We start from the raw sequence: 18468 nt of genomic DNA on the forward strand, positions 1-18468 counted from the left end.
CCATGTTGTTTATCATCAAATTTAATTTCTCATAAAATTAAAACACCCTCGCTTGGAGGGTGCTTTAAAATAACAACACCATGATTATGGTGCCGGATTCGGTTGCTGACGGTGAATTGCCTCAATACCTTTCAGTATTTCCTCAGACAGATCAATTTCAAATGCCTGAATATTTTCTTTCAGCTGATCCAGATTGGTGGCACCAATAATCGTACTGGTCACAAAGAACTGCTGCTTGATAAAGGCCAAAGCCAATTGAGTGAGACTTAAGCCATGCTGTTCTGCCAGCTGGGCATATTGCTCGGTTGCCCATTCACTTTGCGGATTGCTATAGCGGCTAAAGCGGGAGAATAGCGTTACACGTGCATTGGCAGGACGCGCACCATGACGGAATTTACTGGTCAGATAACCAAATGCCAAAGGTGAATACGCCAACAAACCTACATTTTCATATCGGGCAATTTCTGACATGCCAATTTCATAAGTACGGTTCAGCAGGTTATAAGGATTTTGCACGCTGACGAATTTGGACAAACCTAATTTTTCTGCGAGATGCAGGAACTTCATCGTGCCCCACGGGGTTTCATTGGAAAGGCCTATATAACGGATACGACCTTTTTTAATTTCATCCTGCAAGGCAGTCAGGGTTTCTTCCAGATCCGTTACGGCACGGTCTTCTGCCGCTTCAGCATTGCCATAACCCAACTTGCCAAAGAAATTGGTGGGGCGTTGTGGCCAGTGTAACTGATACAGGTCGATATAATCCGTTTGCAGGCGTGACAATGACTGGTCTATTGCTGCTGAAATTTCATCGGCAACAAAACGGGTTTGACCATCCCGGATATGACTACCACCTTGCGATGGTCCGGCAATTTTTGAGGCTAAAAAAAGTTTGTCACGGCCACCACGTGCAGCGATCCAGTTCCCGATAATACGCTCGGTAGCACCTTGCGTTTCGGGTTTTGGCGGTACCGGGTACATTTCCGCAGTATCCCAGAAATACAGTCCCTGATCTAAGGCATAATCCAGTTGCTGAAAAGCCTGTTCTTGCGTGTTCTGCTCACCAAAGGTCATGGTGCCCAAACAAATTTCTGGCAAAAGAATGCCGGTATCCGCCAACGGTCTGAATTGCATAAAAACATCCTGTGAATTTTATTCAGTGAATTGAGATTAAGTGGGCTATAGCCTATCGGAATTATAAGGGAGGCTTAAATCATCTTTTCTGAGAAGCTTGTTCTAAATTTTTATGTATTGAGTAATGACGCATAAAAAAAGCAAATCCGAAGATTTGCTTTTTAATATCTGGATTATTCGTCTATGGCACCATCTGCCACTGCTTCAGATGCTTCTTCTAATGAAGCATCAAAGATCAGGATGGCTTTACCATCGGTTTCGATCATGCCCTGCTCTTCCAGGGTTTTTAGTACACGTCCGACCATTTCGCGGGAACAGCCAACAATGCGACCAATTTCCTGACGGGTAATACGAATCTGACGGCCATTCGGCAAAATCATCGCTTCTGGCTGTGAAGACAGGTCGATCAGACAACGTGCAATCCGGCCTGAAACATCAATAAATGCCAGATCAGTGACTTTACGTGTGGTATTTTTCAAACGGCGTACTAATTGAGCAAATACCGCATAGCTCAGATCAGGATATTGCTTGCTGATTTCGTGAAAGTTTTCATAGGTAATTTCGGCAATTTCACACACATCACGCGTACGAACTTCCGCAGTACGTTGTGGATTAACCTCGAATAGACCCATTTCCCCAAAGAAGTCACCCGCATTTAAATAAGCCACGACAATTTCACGATCATCATCTTCACGAAGAATGATAGATACAGACCCCTTCAGAATTAAATATAAAGATTTAGATTCTGATCCTGCATCAATGATCGTGGTACGTTTTGGATAACGATTAATATATGCACGTTTTAACAGTGCTTTCACGGATTCTGGTAATTGCCCCGGAGAAAGCGCATCAGTGCTTAATTGTGAAAAGTTTGAAGTCATGCTAACAGTTCCGATTATGGATAATTTATAGATCGCACAAGACCTAATGTGAACTTGTCACACAGTGGGATTGAAATTCCGTATCAACCCAATTTATGTTAGTGTACAGTTACTTGACAAATTTATAGCTTTTTTTAGGTAGTTGCAATGCAAACAAGCGTTCATTGGTTAGAGAATGTTGCTTTTGAAGCAAAAACTCAAAGTGGTCATAGCCTTATCATGGATGGTTCAGCTGAATACGGTGGTGAAAACCGTGGTCCCCGTCCTATGGAACTGCTTTTAACGGGTCTGGGCGGTTGTGCGTCTTTTGATATTGTTACCATTTTAAAGAAGGCTCGTCAGGATATTACCGATGTACGCTGCGAATTAAAGGCTGAACGTGCAGATACAATTCCGGCAGTATTCACGAAAATTCACTTGCATTTTGTAGTGACCGGCAAAGCGATTAAAGAGAAACAGGTCGCAAAAGCCGTAGAACTTTCTGCTGAAAAATATTGCTCTGCCAGCAAAATGCTGTCTGATGGCGGTGTTGAAATCACCCATGATTATGAAATAATCGAAGCAGAATAAAATCTAGATTCTGTAAAAAAAGCGGCTGGAAAAGCTGCTTTTTTTGTATCAGAAAATTGCCTTTTCTCAGAACCGCTGAACTGAATACTGATTGCCATCTTCAAAGCTCAAGATATTTTCTGGAAATCTTAAGGCGCCGAGTCGATGTCTGAACGCGACACCCTGTTGACGATCGAGATAGCGTTTACCCACTGAATAATCCACACAAAATACGTTTTGTTGCTGTCCATACCATTGCAGTGCATCGATCGATTTGAGTAAACCGGTTTTTTCTTCAGTAGATTTAAAGTTCCGCCAATAATGTCCAGTAATGACTGGAATTTGGTCGGTATAGCTGTCCCACCATGGCACGCGGTCGATCATCCGCCACCTTCCACCGGCATAAATCGGTTCTAAGGCGATTTTTTCCGCACCAGAAGTAATGACCCGAATCGGATTGTGCATTTGCTCACGCAGCTCTTTTTCTGCGAGATGTTGCAATAAAGGTAAAGTTGCAGCCGGGTCTTTGAACTGGTGTTGGTAGCGTTGCTGTTCTATCTGGATGAATTCATTAATACCTAAGGCTTGCAGATCCAGCGCTGTATGTTGAACGAAATCAGCATAGGCTTCGCCAAGCGAAGTAAAACCAGAATTGCGTAATTGATCAATTGATTCTTGATGCCAACAGGCATGTACAACACGCAGCTGCTCCGACTCCAAGGCCAACGGTAAGCTATTTAAAAAATCCAGAATCCATTGTCGATCTTTGATTGAGGCTTGGATCGAATCAAAAGGTTTCAGATCATCCTGATGCGGTGAACCAAAAAACCAGCCATTGCCTTCCCGCAAAGTATCGGTCAATAGGTTCAATTCATGATTACCCATCACACATTGCGCATAGCCTTCATCTACCAGCTGTTTGACGCGTTTGATCACCGCAACACTGTCTTGCCCCCGGTCACATAGATCACCGACAAAAATTAGTTTGCGCTGTTCTGGATGATGACCATTCCGGTCATAGCCTAATACCTGGATCAGTTGTTCCAGCGCGGCAATCTCACCATGAATATCCCCTACGATATCCACGGGACCAGTGAAAGCCTGCTGTATAAATGAGTACTTCATTTATGCATCCTGAATTAAGTCTAAAACAGAATATATCCCTAATAAGTATCCTTTAAATTTATGAAGATCTGAATACAGAATGAATCATCATTTAAATAATTTAACCCGAATCACGGATAAGAAATTGACTTGAAAAATAAGAGGACTAGAGCCATCAGTTGAGTTACCAAACCAAACTCACAACTCTAGTCCTGATGTTCAATAGTACCGATTCTGCTTAATTGATGATTTCTTTCTTAAATTTGAAGCAACTTATTGGAAGTTCCTCAAACAAAGTCATCATTCTCTAAGAATCAGAAATGCTCAGCTCACAATTTCAGAAATCTGCTTTATCACCATTTGGTACAAATGTTCTCATTTCAATAATTTCAAAGCCTTTTTTACATGGCTAAAGCTGGATAAAAGCTTTTTATTTAAGCACTTGCCTTGCTGCCAACGCATGATTCACTTGATCAATAGGCATGAATTAGCACTACGTGCCCTGTATGTAGCTTTGATGAAAGGCAAAGATAAACAATACTTATAGATTGATTCAACAACGCTACCTGTTTGTAAAAATCAACGTATTCAATGCCATAAATCATTAGCCCAAATCGCATCACGTGGCAAAAGTTCTATGGGTTGGTTTTATGGCTGTAAATTACATATCGTGATGAACCAATTTGGTGAAATTAGTTGTTCTGCTTTATCGAATGGACATGTTGCTGACATAAAAATGGTTGAGCAATTGGTTGATGGTTTTGCATCGCTTCAAACAGTTCATTTACGCTGACTTCCTGAATCCGGCTTTTTGCATTCTGGATCAATTGCTCTGCAGTTTTCATCATTTTCATTCTTCCTCGGCCATTAAAATTATATTTTGTATAAACGATGCTCAGGTAGATTGAAAGCGTTTGAGTTGAAGTTCCAAACCGGTTGGTTTAGCCCATGAGTGCTGAATAGATTAAATACATCGCCACTCCAACCACGGTAGTGGCAAATATTTTCTGTACCTTGTTACTGTCAATCCGCTGCATCAAACTGCGTCCAATTAACATTCCGATAATACAGGCCAGGACAAAGGTCAGCGTAACCGAAACAGGATATTGAAAGCCATCCAGCACGTGTGCAGAAATACTGACCCCACCAATCAGGAAAATAATCATCAGGGAAGTCGCAACGATACTGCGCATATCAAGGTCGGTGAATTTACACAGGGCTGGAACAATTACCCCCCCAACCCCCAATAGACCGGTTAATAAACCTGCCACGATACCAATACCTGCCAGGAACGAAGCAGTTTTGACATTCCAGATCAAACGACCGGTGGTTTGATTGACCTTACACGGTGCATTGCCATGATCATGGACTTTATTAAAGAAGATCCGATAAGCCACAATTAACATGACCAGACTGAAAGCCAGCGTCAGCCAGACCGGAGAAACGATATCGGCCAGATGCACGCCATAACGGGCTGAAGGAATACTGATCAGCGCGATCCAGAGCGCAGCGCGATAACGTACAATACGCTTGAATAAACCTTCGAATGTTCCAACCAAAGCCGACAGCGTGACTGCCAGCAAGCCTACCGGTGCAGCCTGTGCCACAGTCCAACCCTGACTCGCCATCAGTGCCGGTATAGCCAGAATGCCGCCACCGGCACCGGTCAAACCCAATAGCACTCCGATAAACCAGCCCTTCAAGTATTAATGCCCACATCGCCCTCTCCCTTATCCACAAAAGTGATTCAATAAAGGTTGAACTTTTTGTTGAATCACGACACAAGCTTATTTGAAGTAGTTAAGAGGAAGCTTGAGGTAAGAAACACCATTGGCTTCAGGCTCAGGGAACTGCCCTGCTTTCATATTGATCTGAATTGCCGGTAGAATCAGCTTAGGCATATTGAGTCCTGAATCCCGCTGGTTGCGCATCTGAGCAAATTCAGCTTTACTGATTCCCTGATGAATATGAATATTCTGTGTCTTTTGTGTCTGTATATCAGATTCACACACATAGGATTCACGTGTTTCAGGCAAATAGTCATGACATAAAAAGACCCGCGTATCTTCTGGCAACTGAAACAGGCTTTGTACCGAATCATAAAGCTGTTCTGCGCTGCCTCGCGGGAAGTCACAACGTGCTGTACCATAATCTGGCATAAACAGGGTATCACCCACAAAAACCGCATCACCAATCACATAACTCAGACAAGCAGGCGTATGTCCCGGTGTTGGAATGTTATAAGCCTTCAAGGTTCCGATTTGGAACGACTCATGATCTTTAAATAAATAATCAAAGAGCTGCTGAGCATTCCATTGTTTAATATCCAGATGATAAATCGCGCCAAAAGTTTCCTGAACAATACCAATTTTCTGGCTCATGGCGATCTTGCCACCTAACTCAGCTTTGAGATATTGCGCTGCAGTCAGATGATCAGCATGGACATGCGTTTCGAGAATCCACTCGACCGTTAAACCCTGCTCTTTAATATAGGCAATAATTTTATCGGCATGAATAGTTGAGGTACTTGCTGATGCCGGATCATAATCCAGAACGCTATCAATAATGGCGCAGGCTGTGGTCGCCGGATCACGTACAACATAACTGAAGGTATTGGTATCTTCGTGAAAAAAATCTTTTACTATAGGTAAGTTTGACATCGTTAAGCTCCTGACCATTTACGGTGAATCCATACACCCACCAGCATTGCTACTATAAAATAGAGCACTTGATAGTGGCCCAAACCGATCAAAGTGAAACTTGGCGCCGGACAGATACCAGCAATACCCCAACCTGCACCAAACAAAACCGCACCCGTAATCAGTTTCTTATCTATCTGATTATTTCTAGGTAAATCAATAGGTTCATTAAAAACTGTTTTGGGTTGTGCCGTACGTAATGCCTTCTGGAAGGGAATAAAGGCCGCCGCAATCGCGCCCATCATGACAAAGGCCAGACTGGCATCCCAGTCGCCAAACAGATCCAGAAAGTCGAGTACTTTTTCCGGGTTAGACATGCCCGATACCATCAGACCCACAGAGAACAGAGCACCAAATAAAAAGGCAAACACATTTTTCATTTTAGAATGCTCCTGTGATATAGCGGATAAGGTAAACAGTGACAAAACCTGCAAACATAAAAGTCATGGTCGCGATAATAGAACGCTTAGACAGGCGACTGATGCCACAAATTCCGTGACCACTGGTACAGCCCGAACCCAGACGTGTCCCAAAGCCCACCAGCAGACCTGCTACAATCATCATCAGTGGACTGGCATTCAATTCAATTTCAGGTTGTACAAACAGACCATAAATAAACGGTGTGAGGATCAAGCCTAATAAAAACCAGATTGCAGGCGTTTTAAACATGGTTTTTGAGTTTAATACCTGCCCAATCAAACCACTGATTCCTGCAATACGGCCATTGACGTAAAGATAACCAACTACGGAAAGCCCGAGCATTAAGCCGCCAATAAATGCGATGAGGAAGTCATGCATGATGAATTAACCCCCATACAATATACTTTTTTATATTATATAATAAAAAATATTAATCAAGCAGTTTTATGGTAAATTATGTAAACTGCACGGGCTACATCAAAAGTTGTGAGGACATTTATGGATATGATTGCTGAAAATGCCAAAATTGATTTTTCTCAAGTCGATTTCGTCAGCCAATGCCTAAAAGTTTTGGCCAATCCTGATCGTCTGAAAATCTTATGTGTCCTGGTCGATGGGGAAATGAATGTTCAGGAAATTGAAGAATCTACTGACATTCATCAACCTACACTTTCACAACAGCTGACTGTATTGCGTAAGGCCAACATGGTTGGCACCCGACGTGAGGGCAAGCAGATTTTCTATCGTCTGAGTGATCCCAAGGTCTTGAGCCTGATGCAAAAGCTGTACGAGCTGTATTGCGCCCAGCCCTCTTCTTAGTGCAGCCAAAAAGAAATGATCAGAAGCAGTCCGCTAAAAGCAGTAAACAGGTTTAGCCATACGGGATACTGGGTGTAATAACCTTCAATAAATTCCGGCGGTCGCAGTGATGTCAACCCCCGTCGATATTGCAGGATTGAGGCGAAATTCACCCACATACCAAATACAATCACCGCAATTCCCAGCCATTGTGAATAAACTATTTTCTGTGCATAAGTGTCTGGGTCCACCAGTTGCACTAGCAGGTTGGATTTTTCAATCACAAAACCAAAAGCAATTAATGCCAAACCACTCCGGTTCCACGCCAGAGCGGTTCGTTCCAAAGCAAGCAGTACCCGTGGATCATCCAAATTTGACATATCTTATCTGCTCTTCATACTTAGCCTTTCCATCAATGTAAATCTGGACTCTCAATCATGTATAGACGTTTTAAGTAAAAAATAACTTTTTCTATCATATAGTTAAAATCTTATTGTTCAAAAATATCTTTGACATCCCTCGCCAGGCCTTGAGTCGATTTAAATTCACCCTGATTGTTTTTCCAGGCCATCGACGGTGTGGAGAAAAAGCCGTATTTCCCCATCAATGCCTGATTGGCGTCAATTTTGGCAGCAATTTCAGCAGGAATCTTCCGCATTTCTTTCAGTTTATTTTTGCCTATATTCTTGTTCAAATCGTTAAAAACTGCCGTTGGATCTTTCGACATTAACAATGTGGCCACCTGGCCACGGCTTTCTTCACGGATCACACCGACCTGAATATGACGCAGTTGTACCTTGCCTGATTCGACCCAAGGCCGAGCTGCTTGCCAGAATTTATAGCAATATGGGCAATTCGGATCGGAAAACACATAGACCACCCGTGGTGCATCTGGCTTTCCATCCTGGATCCAGGTCGATTTTTCCAGGGTTTTCCAGACATCGTCCAATACCGCTTTTTTCATATGCTTTTCAATCTGCTCATTGGATAGGTTTTTCCCTTGCGCATCAAACAGTTCGCCCTTGATATAATATTTGTCATCGTTGGAGATAAATAGCGTATTGGAGTACTGGTCTTCATGCCCCACCCAGCCGGTCATTCCTTGCGGTGCCGGAATCTGTTTTACAAACACAAAACCCTGTTTTTCAATATGCTGTTTAATATTTGCCTGTGTGTGCATGCTCATGATCAGGAACATGCCAGCACCAAGCACCCGGTAAATTTTGTTCATACTAAGTCCTTCCGTTTTTTTAAGGTTGATCTGAAATTCTGTTTAAATATTGCTGCAACATGGCCGGACTGAGTTCCCCCATATGCCGCTCGACCAGCTGGCCTTGAGCATTAAAAAACAGCGTCGTTGGCAGGCCAAAACTATTCAGCTGCTGGGGTAGTTCACCATATGGGTCCAGCAGGACATGTTTAAATTGAAACTGATGTTTTCTTAAATAGGCATTTACGGTGGCTACCTCCTCACCCTGATTCAGCATGACAAAATTCACTTGAGGGTGCTGCTTAGCAGCCTTGGCCAACACCGGCATTTCGCGGTGACACGGCGGACACCAGCTCGCCCACAAATTAATTACCGTGGGCTGGCCAACGAATTGGCTGAGTGGAATCTTGTCTGTACCCAGACGCTCCTGTTCTAGTCCAGCAAAGGCTAGATCAGGAAACGCTGCTTCAGTTTTTAGACTGGATTTGAACGCGAGCCCAAGCCCGACCCAGAGTACAAAGATGATCAGCAAGATGGCTTTGAATCGGGTCTGCAGCTGTCTGTTTCGGATGACATACCACAAAGCACCAATCAGCACCCCTCCCCATAAATGGAAACCTTTGTCCTGGATTTTCAGTATGTCGATGGGTGCTGCAAAATACAGCTCGGCATTGAGCAGAACGAAAACAAGACGTGCACCCAGCATCCCTAGCAAAAAACTGCTCCAGAGCAAATCCTGACTTTGGCCAAGCTGCTGTTTAGACCATGAATACTTTCTGGCTAATCCAAACAGGACGGCAGATAACAGCATCAAGCCAGTGGCAACAATAATGAGCGTCCAGGGCAACATCAAAGGTCCCAGATGCAGTGCATCGCTGGAAATCATCATGGTTGCTCCCCTTGCAGTTGCTGCAATGTGTCTAGTAAATGTGCCGCACTAAAGCTTCCGGTCAAACGCAAATCCCGCTGCTCCTGATGCGCTGCATTTAAAAATATAAAGGTGGGTGGACCGAGGATTTGCCATGCTTTTAGCAGCTCATCCTGACTTGGATGATAGTGGGTCAGGTCTAATTTGATACGAACCACATTTTGTAAAGCCGTCTGGACATCACTACGTGGAATCACTTCCTTTTCAATCGGTTGACAGGCCACACACCAGTCCGCATACACATCAATCACCACCGGCTGTGCAGGATGTTTGGCTAAAACCTGTTGCAATTGTGCGGCTGTACTGATTCTCTGCCATTCAAGCCCTGATTCTACATGGGCCACCTGTACCTGACTCCAAACATGATAGAGCTGCATGCCTCCTGCATAGACCAGTAAACCACTGAGCAGCATCAGGACTATTTTCGATACAGACCGATGCACATGAGGCAGCATCTTGAACAAGAAGTAGCCTGAACAGGTGATCAGTACTACACCCAAAAGGCTCAGGTATAAAATGCCGGGCAATAATGGACGGGCGAAATACAAGGCCAGCGCCAGCATGACAAAGCCAAAACTAAACTTCAGGCGATCCATCCAGATGCCAGGTTTGGGTAAAAGATGGGACCCAAATACGGCAGCAATAAAAAGCGGCAAGCCCAGCCCAAGGCCTAAGACAAACAGATAGCTGGCACCCAGCATCGGTTGATTGAGCTGAGACACATAGATTAAGGCACCGGCCAACGGTGCACTCATACATGGCCCGACAATCAGTGCCGCGATCATACCCATAAGACCGGCACCAATCAGCGTGCCACCCTTCTGCTTTTGCTGCCATTGATCCAGACGCTGTAACATGCCTTGGGATAAGGAAAGCTGAAATGCTCCAAACAGATTGAGCGCGAACAAAACAAACAGAATGCTGAAAATACTGATGAATACCGGACTTTGAAACCAGCGCTGAAAACTATAACCGAGCTGTGCCACAGCAAGTCCCATGACCGCATAGACCAGTGCCATACCCAAAACGAAAACCAGCGCAATTAGTGCCGCACGGTAGCCCCGGTGCTGCTGTACCAGAATTCCCGTTAAAATTGGAATCAAGGGTAAGGAACACGGTAAAAATGCCAGCAGAATGCCAAGCCCGAGAAAAATCAGTGCATTAATTAACAGACCTTGTTCCGACAGCAAACTTAAAAAATACTGGTCATTGTTCCACTGGCTATTCATGCCTGCTGACGAAGTTTGATTTTTAGGGTCTACAATGAGTGAGTCGTTTTTCTCTGTTAATTCCATCTCAGGCTGAACGACAGGTTCGGAAACTGCAGTAACTTGCATTTCCTCTACCTTTTCTTCGGTCAGCGCTTGATCTGTACTTTGAGTTTGCCCTATAGCTTCTAGCTTATCTTTCTGAGCGATCAGAATCTTGTCATTTGCTTCTGGCTGTGCAGTGCTGGCCAGCAGTTTTGGTTTTTTGCTCAGATTTTGCGCTGGAAATAAACCATCTGCATCAGTTTTTACTGTGGTGCGTTGCACCGGATAACATAAACCGCTTTCTGCACAGCCCTGCCATTGCACCACAAATTGCTGGTTGGGCTGGACATTCAGATTGGTTTTGACTGGCCCATAATGCACCTGGGTCAAACCGAAATTGGGGTCGTCTTTGTCTTCGGGTTTGGGCAGTGCCAACTTGACTGGGGTCTGCTGATGAGACACTTTAAGCTGGTCATGATACAGGTAATAACCCTCTGCGATTTTCCAGCTAAGCTCTGCCTGATCCTGGCTTGTAGAAACCACCTGAAACTGAAATGCCTGATCCGGTGGTAAAAAGTCTGCATGTGCAGTTCCCGTCATGATTCCACCGCCGATCACGGCACCCAATATCCACTTCAACATCCAGCTGATCTCCTCCTGTTAGGACTGCATTATTGAAAAACTAAAATTAAGACAACATTAACAGCCTAAATCATTTATAAAATAATGGCAGTTTGATCAGGATGTTCTATGTTTATTGTATTGGTTGAGGATGATCCCTATATCGCACAGAGCATTTGTGCTGCTCTGAACTATTTAAATATTTCAGTGGAGCATGTCAGTCACGCACGTGCTGCGGATTATTTTATCCGGCATAGTGCAGTCGATTTGTGTTTACTGGATTTAGGCCTGCCGGATCAGGATGGCCTGGACTTGCTGCACAGCTGGCGACGCGACCAGATTGATCTCCCGGTACTGGTATTGACGGCACGGCTACGGACCGATCAGTGTGTTCAGGCCCTGAATGCCGGTGCCGACGACTACTTGACCAAACCTTTTGAATTGGAGGAACTGATTGCCCGGATTCATGCTCTCACCCGTCGCCACCGTGGCTTTGCCTCGAATACACTGCAATTTGATGAACTGGTTCTGAACCGGGATACCCAGACTGTGACCTATCAAGACCAGACCGTGAATTTATCTCGCCGTGAATTCAGCCTGCTGGAAACCCTGATGAGCCACCCCAACCAGATCCTGAAAAATGAACAGCTCATTGATAAGCTCTATGGTTTTCAGGACTCTATTGAGAGCAATGCCCTGAATGTCCACATTTATCACCTGAGACAAAAACTGCATCCAGACTTGATTCAAACCGTTCGCGGTGTGGGATATATTTTCAAACCGTTTGAGCATCGTCATGTTTAATCACAGCTTGAAATGGCGTTTGGCCATGAGTCTTTTGGCCGTGTTTATTGTGCTGTGGAGTGCGGTATTTTCATGGCTGTATATTGACCTGAAACAACGCTTACAAAACACGCTGGATCAACGCTTATCGGCATCGGCACAAATGGTTGCCCGACTGATTCAGCAGTTACCGGTGGATAGTCTGGGGGATGCAACCTTATCCAAATTAGCCAAGAATGATGATGCAAACCAGTTAATTGCCTGTGAAGTCTCGCTTTTTAGCTCTGACATCTCGGTAGGCAATCAGGTGATTGCCAAAACACGCGGTGCCCCCAAAAATTTAAGCCGACAACCAGAAGGATTCAGCACCTGGCAGCAGGGTGATACGGAATGGCGCAGTTATGTCCTGCGTCGTGGTGATATTCAGGTGGTGGCGGCAGAACGTATGTTCTTGAGGGATACCTTACTACAGCAGATTTTGCAGTCCGTACTGGTTCCCTTGGTCTTCTCACTGCTGATCTGTATTGCTCTGATCATCTTTATTATCCGCAGACAGTTCCGGTCTTTGGATCAACTCAGTCAATATCTGAACCAGAAAAACCTTAGCTATTCAGAGGCGGCAGATTTTTTAATGCAGCTCAAGCCTGCAAGTATTCCTCAGGAAGTGCAGCCTTTTGTCAACAATTCCACGCAGTTGATTCAGAAACTCAATGACAGTCTGCAACAGGAAAAAGCCTTTAGTGCCTATGCTGCACATGAGTTACGCAGTCCCCTAACCGCAATTAAAACCCATGTACAACTGGCCCAGCTGATCGGTCAGCAGCAGAACCTGCCTGAATCCATTCAGTACAATTTGCAGCAGGCCAATGAGAGTATCCGGCGTTATACGCTGTTACTCGAACAGCTTTTATTGCTGACCCAATCAGAAAACAGTCTCCAGGAAATGACTGAGACCATCTGGCTTCGCCCCACGCTTGAGAAGGTCCTCGCAGACTTATGTACACGCTATCCAGAAATGAATGAAAAAATACAGGTGTACTGGGACAGCCTGGGTGAAATTCAGCTGCCTGAATTTGTGCTGTATACCGTACTGAAAAATCTGCTTGAGAATGCACTGCTGCATGCACAGGCTGAACAGATCTGGATTTCCATGCAGTCTGGTTGCCTGGTGATTGAAGATGATGGACAACAACTGACAGCCGAAGATATTCAACATTTAGGACAACGCTTCTGGCGCAAATCTGCTCAGCAGCATGGCCATGGTTTAGGACTGGCATTGACCGCCAACCTGTTAAAACAATATGGCTATCAGCTCTCTTTCAATGCCCGTCGACCCTATGGGGGGCTCAGCATTGAAATAAAGTACGGCGTGTCTAAGCGTGACATGCAAGCTTGGACATAGAAAAATACAATATGGCTAAAAACCAAAGAGATTTTCATTGTTAAAAATATCGAATTTTCAAGAAACTATCTAACACTTACTATTTTAAATCATTCTTTCTTATCTTTTAAAAACGCAATATTTCCAACAAAAACCCTCCACATATTCCCAAGTTTTTGATCAGGTGATCACAACGCACTTTTAATTTTTAGCATAGGGACAGGTATAAAAATAATAAGACCCCTCTATGAAAACAAAAACGCCAGAGGTAAAGATCACTTGATGCAACTGGGACCTGTCATCAATTAGCTTAAGAAAATCTAATCTGTCCTCATTATTTTTTCATGACTAAACGCTATGCATTAACAGATAATCAGTGGGAACAGATTAAGGATCTGTTGCCCGGACGAGCAAGTACTGTTGGAGACTTCCAAAGACAGCAGGCTATTTGTTGAAGCAGTATTGTATCGGTATCGTTCAGGTATTCCATGGCGAGATTTAGCAGAACGCTTTGGGGATTTTAGAATCGTGCACACTCGCTTCAGTCCTAAAAATCCCGGATAATCACCGCCCCACAGTTCTGATTAATTTTTTAAAAATTTCCTTTCGATGCCCAGGCTTGCGCTAAACTCAAAGCATCTTATCGCACCGTAATGCACTGTTATGGAATTCAAGGCCTGGTATAAGCTTCGTAGATTTATTTATGACAATTTGCATAATGAAGAACACGAAAGCATCTTAAGTCGCGTCATCAATATATTTCTGATCGTATTGATTATTGGGAATACTGCTGCCGTTTTACTTGAATCGATCAATGACCTCTATCAATCCTATCAGCTGCTGTTTGATGCCTTTGAATTATTCTCGATCTTTATTTTTACCCTGGAATATTTATTAAGATTTTGGGCCATTGCGGAAAAAGACCCCTTTGAAGGTGCATGGAAAAACCGATGGTTATGGATCCGTAGTGGCGGTGCCATCATTGACCTGTTGGCGATTCTCCCAGCCTATATTAACTTCTTTGTACATCTTGATTTACGCTACCTGCGAATCCTTCGATTATTCAGATTACTCAAATTGACCCGTTATTTTGTCTCCCTGCAAATTTTATTGCGGGTGATCAAGCGCGAAAAGGGCTCATTTCAGGCGGTTATTTTTATCCTGCTGATCATGATCATCATCGCGGCGGCTGGGGTATATGTGGTTGAAAACAAGGCACAACCGGAAGTCTTTAGCTCCATCCCTGCATCCATGTGGTGGGCGGTGGTGACGCTGACCACAGTCGGCTATGGCGATGTGACACCAATCACCCCCTTAGGCCGCTTTCTGGGGGCTTTAATTACCATTTTAGGGGTGGGTCTGGCAGCACTTCCTGCGGGTATTCTGGCCAATGGCCTGGCCAATGAGCTGAGACAACGCAAGCACAAGCTGGAATTAAGATTTCGTGAACTGCTTGATGACGCAGAAATTGACTTGATTGAAGATCAAGAAAAAATTGAAACTTTACGTAAAGAAGTCGGGCTGAGCACAGAGCAAATGCAGGATATCCTGTTAGAACTTATTCATGAGCGCAAGAAAGAACAACTCGAGCAGGAAAAAAACAAATATTTCTTCTGTCCGCATTGTGGGCATAAGTTACCTGATTAAAAGGTAGCCAGATCATCGCGAGCATCAGACCATAGGATATGATACTTGTTGCAGGTAGATGCTATTCACTCAATCCACTCGACTGAATCAGGATCAAATCCTCTCAGGCCAAAAATGCAGCGATGTCTTCCGCTACTGCCCGAGCTGTCCGGGAAACCCCGACCAGCGTGGCCGAAGCAGCACCGGTCCATTCTCCATAGCCCACCAGCCATAAATTTGGTACCTGAACAGAGCGGCCATTCTGAACCGCAATGGTCTGGTCCGGCTGGATAATTCCGAGGCTGCTGAGGTGATTCAGCGCCGCCTTAAATCCTGTACACCAGATCACCACATCCACATGCGCTGTGCTGCCATCTTCCCAAATCACGCCATGTTCTGTAAAAGCTGAAAATGGACGCCTGCTCTGCAAAATGCCTCGCTCACGTGCATCTTTAACTGAATCAATCATGACAATATCACCCAACCCCCCAATGGGCTGCTCAATCTTTCTACCTTCCTGCTGGGCTTTCAGGCGCTCAGTCGCCCTTAAGAACAGGACACGGCCATCGACATCATCTGCCAGAAACTGCGGCGGTGTCTGGGTGATCCAAAGCGTTTCGGCCACCTGAGATACTTCTGCCAAGATTTGTGCACCAGAGTTACCGCCACCCACCACCATGACTTTCTTGGTTTTAAATAACTCAGCATTTTTATAATTTGCGGAATGCAGTTGTACGCCCTGAAAATGCTCACGGCCGGCATACTCGGGAATAAATGGTTGGCTCCATGTCCCTGTAGCGCTTACCACCGCTTTGGCTTTCCAGGATTGTCCCCCGGCATAAACCTCTAAATACTGGCCCTTACTTTCCACGCGTTCCACACGCACCGGACGAACTACAGGCAAGTGATAGCGCTGCTCATAGGCGGTCAAATAATCGATCACCTCATTGCGGGTCGGATAGGTCTGTTCGGTCGCCGGCATCATCCAGCCTGACAGCGAACTCCAGCTATTCGGGGAGAAAAGGCGCAAGGACTCCCAGGCATGCTGCCAGGCACCTCCAGGCTGAGGCTGATCATCTAGGATGATAAACGGAATGTTCTTACGCTTTAAGAAATAAGCCGTGGACAAACCGGCCTGTCCACCACCGATGATGATCACATCAACTTCAGCTTGTAATTGAGCCAAAATATTTCCCCCCTTCTTTATTGTCATCAAATAAAAACCCAGCCTGCTTATCAGACTGGGCGTATTTCATAAAATTTTCAAGCGTTTAAATTAGCCTTCCATTGCTCAAGATACTTTTCAGTCTCTCTGATCACCTAGAATTTATAAACTACGCTGATTTACCCGTTTGGAAAGCTCTTCAGCCGATTCCTTGCGTTCCGAATAACGGTTGGTCAAATAAGCACTTTGCCCACGGGTTAGTAAAGTAAACTTATACAGTTCTTCCATCACATCGACAATCCGGTCATAGAATGCTGATGGCTTCATTCGTCCATCTTCTTCAAATTCCAGGAATGCTTTTGGAATTGAAGACTGATTTGGAATCGTGATCATCCGCATCCAACGCCCCAAAACACGCATCTGGTTCAGACTATTAAAGGACTGTGATCCCCCACTGACTTGCATCAAGGCAAGGGTTTTTCCCTGAGTGGCACGAATTGCACCCCCTGCCAGAGGAATCCAGTCAATCTGGGATTTAAAGATGGAACTCATAGAACCATGGCGTTCCGGTGAACACCACACCATACCTTCAGCCCATGCCAGAAGCTCATGCAGTTCTTTTACTTTTGGATGTTCAGTATCAGCATCTTCCGGTAAAGGTAGCCCTTTCGGATGGAAGATTTTTACTTCTGCCCCAAAATATTCAAGGATTCGACCAGCTTCAAGAACTGCAAGGCGACTGTAAGAACGTTCCCGATTAGACCCATAGAGCAGTAAAATCCGAGGAGGATGAGCTAGTTCTTTGGCTTGGACTTTTTCAAAGGTGGGTTGTTCAATAAGATTTGGATCTACGTTAGGCAGGTTCATCGGATCAAGCCTCTTTAAAATATTTCTTTCTTAGCCACAGTGAAACACTCACTAAAGCAATTAACACAGGTACTTCAACCAATGGCCCAATAATCGTGGTAAAAGCAACTGGCGAAGCGATACCAAAAGTTGCAATAGCGACTGCAAGTGATAATTCAAAATTATTTCCAGCCGCAGTAAATGAGATTGCAGCAGTTTTTGGATAATCATTGCCCATCCATTTACTCATAAAGAAGCTAATAAAGAACATGGCCACAAAGTAAATGATTAAAGGAATCGCGATGCGTAAAACTTCCAGTGGAAGACTTACGACATCACCCCCTTTTAAGCTAAACATCGCCAAAATCGTAAACAGCAAAGCCATCAAACTCAGCGGGCTGATTTTTGGAATGAACTTGTTTTGATACCATTCTACGCCTTTTTGTTTCACCAAAATTAAGCGCGTTAAGAAACCCAATAAGAACGGAATTCCAAGATAAACCAGAACAGCATGGGTAATGGTCCAGAAGCTAAGATTGATCACTTGAGCTTCAATACCAAAATATGGCGGAAGGAAGGTCAGGAATAACCAGGCATAGGTACTGAAGAATAAAATCTGGAAAATACTGTTAAACGCCACCAATGCTGCAACATATTGGTTATCACCACAGGCCAGACCATTCCACACCAGTACCATGGCGATACATCGAGCTAAACCAATCAGGATCACGCCTGTCATATACTCTGGATAGCTATGCAAAAAAATCACAGCCAACGCAAACATCAGTACCGGAGCAATCAACCAGTTTTGAATTAAAGATAGCGTCAGGGTTTTCTTATCCTTAAACACTTGCGGCAAGGTCGCATAATCCACTTTTGCCAGGGGTGGATACATCATCAGAATCAGACCAATCGCGATTGGAATATTGACTGAATTAATACTGAATTGATCCAGAGCAACCGATGCTTGAGGAAAAAAGTTTCCTATGGCGATGCCTAACGCCATGGCAATAAAAATCCAGAGCGTCAGGTTGCGATCTAAAAAGGACATGCGTTTTTCAGACATGTGA

18 protein-coding genes and 3 pseudogenes are annotated in these 18468 nt (G+C 44.4%); 7 read left to right on the forward strand and 14 right to left on the reverse strand.

Annotated elements, in window-relative coordinates; genetic code table 11:
* Positions 1–84 precede the first annotated feature (84 nt).
* Positions 85–1134, reverse strand: a complete 1050-nt coding sequence (locus F894_RS06415) for an NADP(H)-dependent aldo-keto reductase (RefSeq protein ID WP_005246767.1) — start codon at positions 1132–1134, stop codon at positions 85–87.
* Positions 1135–1307: 173 nt separating this feature from the next.
* A complete protein-coding gene (crp, locus tag F894_RS06420) occupies positions 1308–2015 on the reverse strand; it encodes a cAMP-activated global transcriptional regulator CRP (protein WP_004280141.1) in 708 nt (235 codons plus the stop codon).
* Positions 2016–2162: 147 nt separating this feature from the next.
* On the opposite strand from crp, the gene F894_RS06425 reads away from it, so the two are divergent.
* Positions 2163–2585 (forward strand): OsmC family protein, encoded by a 423-nt coding sequence (locus F894_RS06425; RefSeq protein WP_004280142.1) that lies wholly within the window; start codon positions 2163–2165, stop codon positions 2583–2585.
* 66 nt (positions 2586–2651) lie between these two features.
* Here F894_RS06425 and F894_RS06430 read toward each other — a convergent pair whose 3' ends face one another.
* A complete protein-coding gene (locus F894_RS06430; RefSeq protein ID WP_005246768.1) occupies positions 2652–3689 on the reverse strand; it encodes a metallophosphoesterase in 1038 nt (345 codons plus the stop codon).
* Positions 3690–3909: 220 nt separating this feature from the next.
* Between F894_RS06430 and F894_RS14880 the strand changes: the two are divergent.
* Positions 3910–4440, forward strand: a pseudogene (locus tag F894_RS14880) (transposase); the annotation flags it as partial.
* Between the two features lie 169 nt (positions 4441–4609).
* On the opposite strand, the pseudogene F894_RS06435 reads toward F894_RS14880, so the two are convergent.
* The 4 genes and pseudogenes from F894_RS06435 to F894_RS06450 all read right to left on the reverse strand — a co-directional run bounded on the left by F894_RS06435 (position 4610) and on the right by F894_RS06450 (position 7165).
* Positions 4610–5387 (reverse strand): annotated as a pseudogene (locus tag F894_RS06435) (sulfite exporter TauE/SafE family protein).
* A gap of 68 nt (positions 5388–5455) precedes the next feature.
* Positions 5456–6328 (reverse strand): MBL fold metallo-hydrolase, encoded by an 873-nt coding sequence (locus tag F894_RS06440; protein ID WP_005246770.1) that lies wholly within the window; start codon positions 6326–6328, stop codon positions 5456–5458.
* A gap of 2 nt (positions 6329–6330) precedes the next feature.
* The gene (locus F894_RS06445) at positions 6331–6747 is read right to left on the reverse strand and encodes a DUF6691 family protein (RefSeq protein WP_005246771.1); all 417 of its coding nucleotides are present in this window, start codon (positions 6745–6747) and stop codon (positions 6331–6333) included.
* Position 6748: 1 nt separating this feature from the next.
* The gene (locus F894_RS06450; RefSeq protein ID WP_005246772.1) at positions 6749–7165 is read right to left on the reverse strand and encodes a YeeE/YedE family protein; all 417 of its coding nucleotides are present in this window, start codon (positions 7163–7165) and stop codon (positions 6749–6751) included.
* Between the two features lie 120 nt (positions 7166–7285).
* On the opposite strand from F894_RS06450, the gene F894_RS06455 reads away from it, so the two are divergent.
* Positions 7286–7606 (forward strand): ArsR/SmtB family transcription factor, encoded by a 321-nt coding sequence (locus F894_RS06455; RefSeq protein WP_005246773.1) that lies wholly within the window; start codon positions 7286–7288, stop codon positions 7604–7606.
* Here F894_RS06455 and F894_RS06460 read toward each other — a convergent pair.
* The 4 genes from F894_RS06460 to dsbD form a co-directional block, all read right to left on the reverse strand.
* Positions 7603–7965 (reverse strand): YidH family protein, encoded by a 363-nt coding sequence (locus F894_RS06460; protein WP_005246774.1) that lies wholly within the window; start codon positions 7963–7965, stop codon positions 7603–7605. The two genes, F894_RS06455 and F894_RS06460, sit on opposite strands and share 4 nt — an antisense overlap.
* A 110-nt stretch (positions 7966–8075) precedes the next feature.
* On the reverse strand, positions 8076–8816 hold the full coding sequence (dsbG, locus tag F894_RS06465) for a thiol:disulfide interchange protein DsbG (protein WP_005246775.1): 741 nt from the start codon (positions 8814–8816) through the stop codon (positions 8076–8078).
* Between the two features lie 19 nt (positions 8817–8835).
* On the reverse strand, positions 8836–9684 hold the full coding sequence (locus F894_RS06470; RefSeq protein WP_005246776.1) for a TlpA disulfide reductase family protein: 849 nt from the start codon (positions 9682–9684) through the stop codon (positions 8836–8838).
* Positions 9681–11618 (reverse strand): protein-disulfide reductase DsbD, encoded by a 1938-nt coding sequence (gene dsbD / locus F894_RS06475; protein WP_005246777.1) that lies wholly within the window; start codon positions 11616–11618, stop codon positions 9681–9683. The genes F894_RS06470 and dsbD overlap by 4 nt, the downstream gene beginning before the upstream one ends.
* 108 nt (positions 11619–11726) lie before the next feature.
* Between dsbD and F894_RS06480 the strand changes: the two genes are divergently transcribed.
* From F894_RS06480 to F894_RS06490, 4 genes and pseudogenes are all read left to right on the forward strand, one after another.
* Positions 11727–12401 carry a response regulator gene (locus F894_RS06480; protein WP_005246778.1) on the forward strand — a complete coding sequence of 225 codons (675 nt, stop codon included), beginning with the start codon at positions 11727–11729 and terminating at the stop codon, positions 12399–12401.
* Positions 12394–13782 (forward strand): ATP-binding protein, encoded by a 1389-nt coding sequence (locus F894_RS06485; protein ID WP_005246780.1) that lies wholly within the window; start codon positions 12394–12396, stop codon positions 13780–13782. Before F894_RS06480 ends, F894_RS06485 begins: the two co-directional genes overlap by 8 nt.
* A gap of 323 nt (positions 13783–14105) precedes the next feature.
* Positions 14106–14301 (forward strand): annotated as a pseudogene (locus F894_RS15060) (transposase); the annotation flags it as partial.
* 123 nt (positions 14302–14424) lie between these two features.
* Positions 14425–15408, forward strand: a complete 984-nt coding sequence (locus F894_RS06490; RefSeq protein ID WP_005246782.1) for an ion transporter — start codon at positions 14425–14427, stop codon at positions 15406–15408.
* Positions 15409–15511: 103 nt separating this feature from the next.
* Here the strand turns inward: F894_RS06490 and F894_RS06495 are convergent, their stop codons facing one another.
* The 3 genes from F894_RS06495 to arsB all read right to left on the reverse strand — a co-directional run bounded on the left by F894_RS06495 (position 15512) and on the right by arsB (position 18464).
* Entirely contained in the window at positions 15512–16573 is a 1062-nt protein-coding gene (locus F894_RS06495) for an ArsO family NAD(P)H-dependent flavin-containing monooxygenase (protein ID WP_005246783.1), read from the reverse strand.
* A 141-nt stretch (positions 16574–16714) separates the two neighbouring features.
* On the reverse strand, positions 16715–17419 hold the full coding sequence (gene arsH, locus F894_RS06500; protein ID WP_004280163.1) for an arsenical resistance protein ArsH: 705 nt from the start codon (positions 17417–17419) through the stop codon (positions 16715–16717).
* A 4-nt stretch (positions 17420–17423) separates the two neighbouring features.
* A complete protein-coding gene (gene arsB, locus F894_RS06505; protein ID WP_004280164.1) occupies positions 17424–18464 on the reverse strand; it encodes an ACR3 family arsenite efflux transporter in 1041 nt (346 codons plus the stop codon).
* Between the last annotated feature and the right edge of the window lie 4 nt (positions 18465–18468).

The organism is Acinetobacter sp. CIP 51.11, assembly GCF_000369665.1.
Lineage (GTDB): Bacteria > Pseudomonadota > Gammaproteobacteria > Pseudomonadales > Moraxellaceae > Acinetobacter > Acinetobacter lwoffii_S.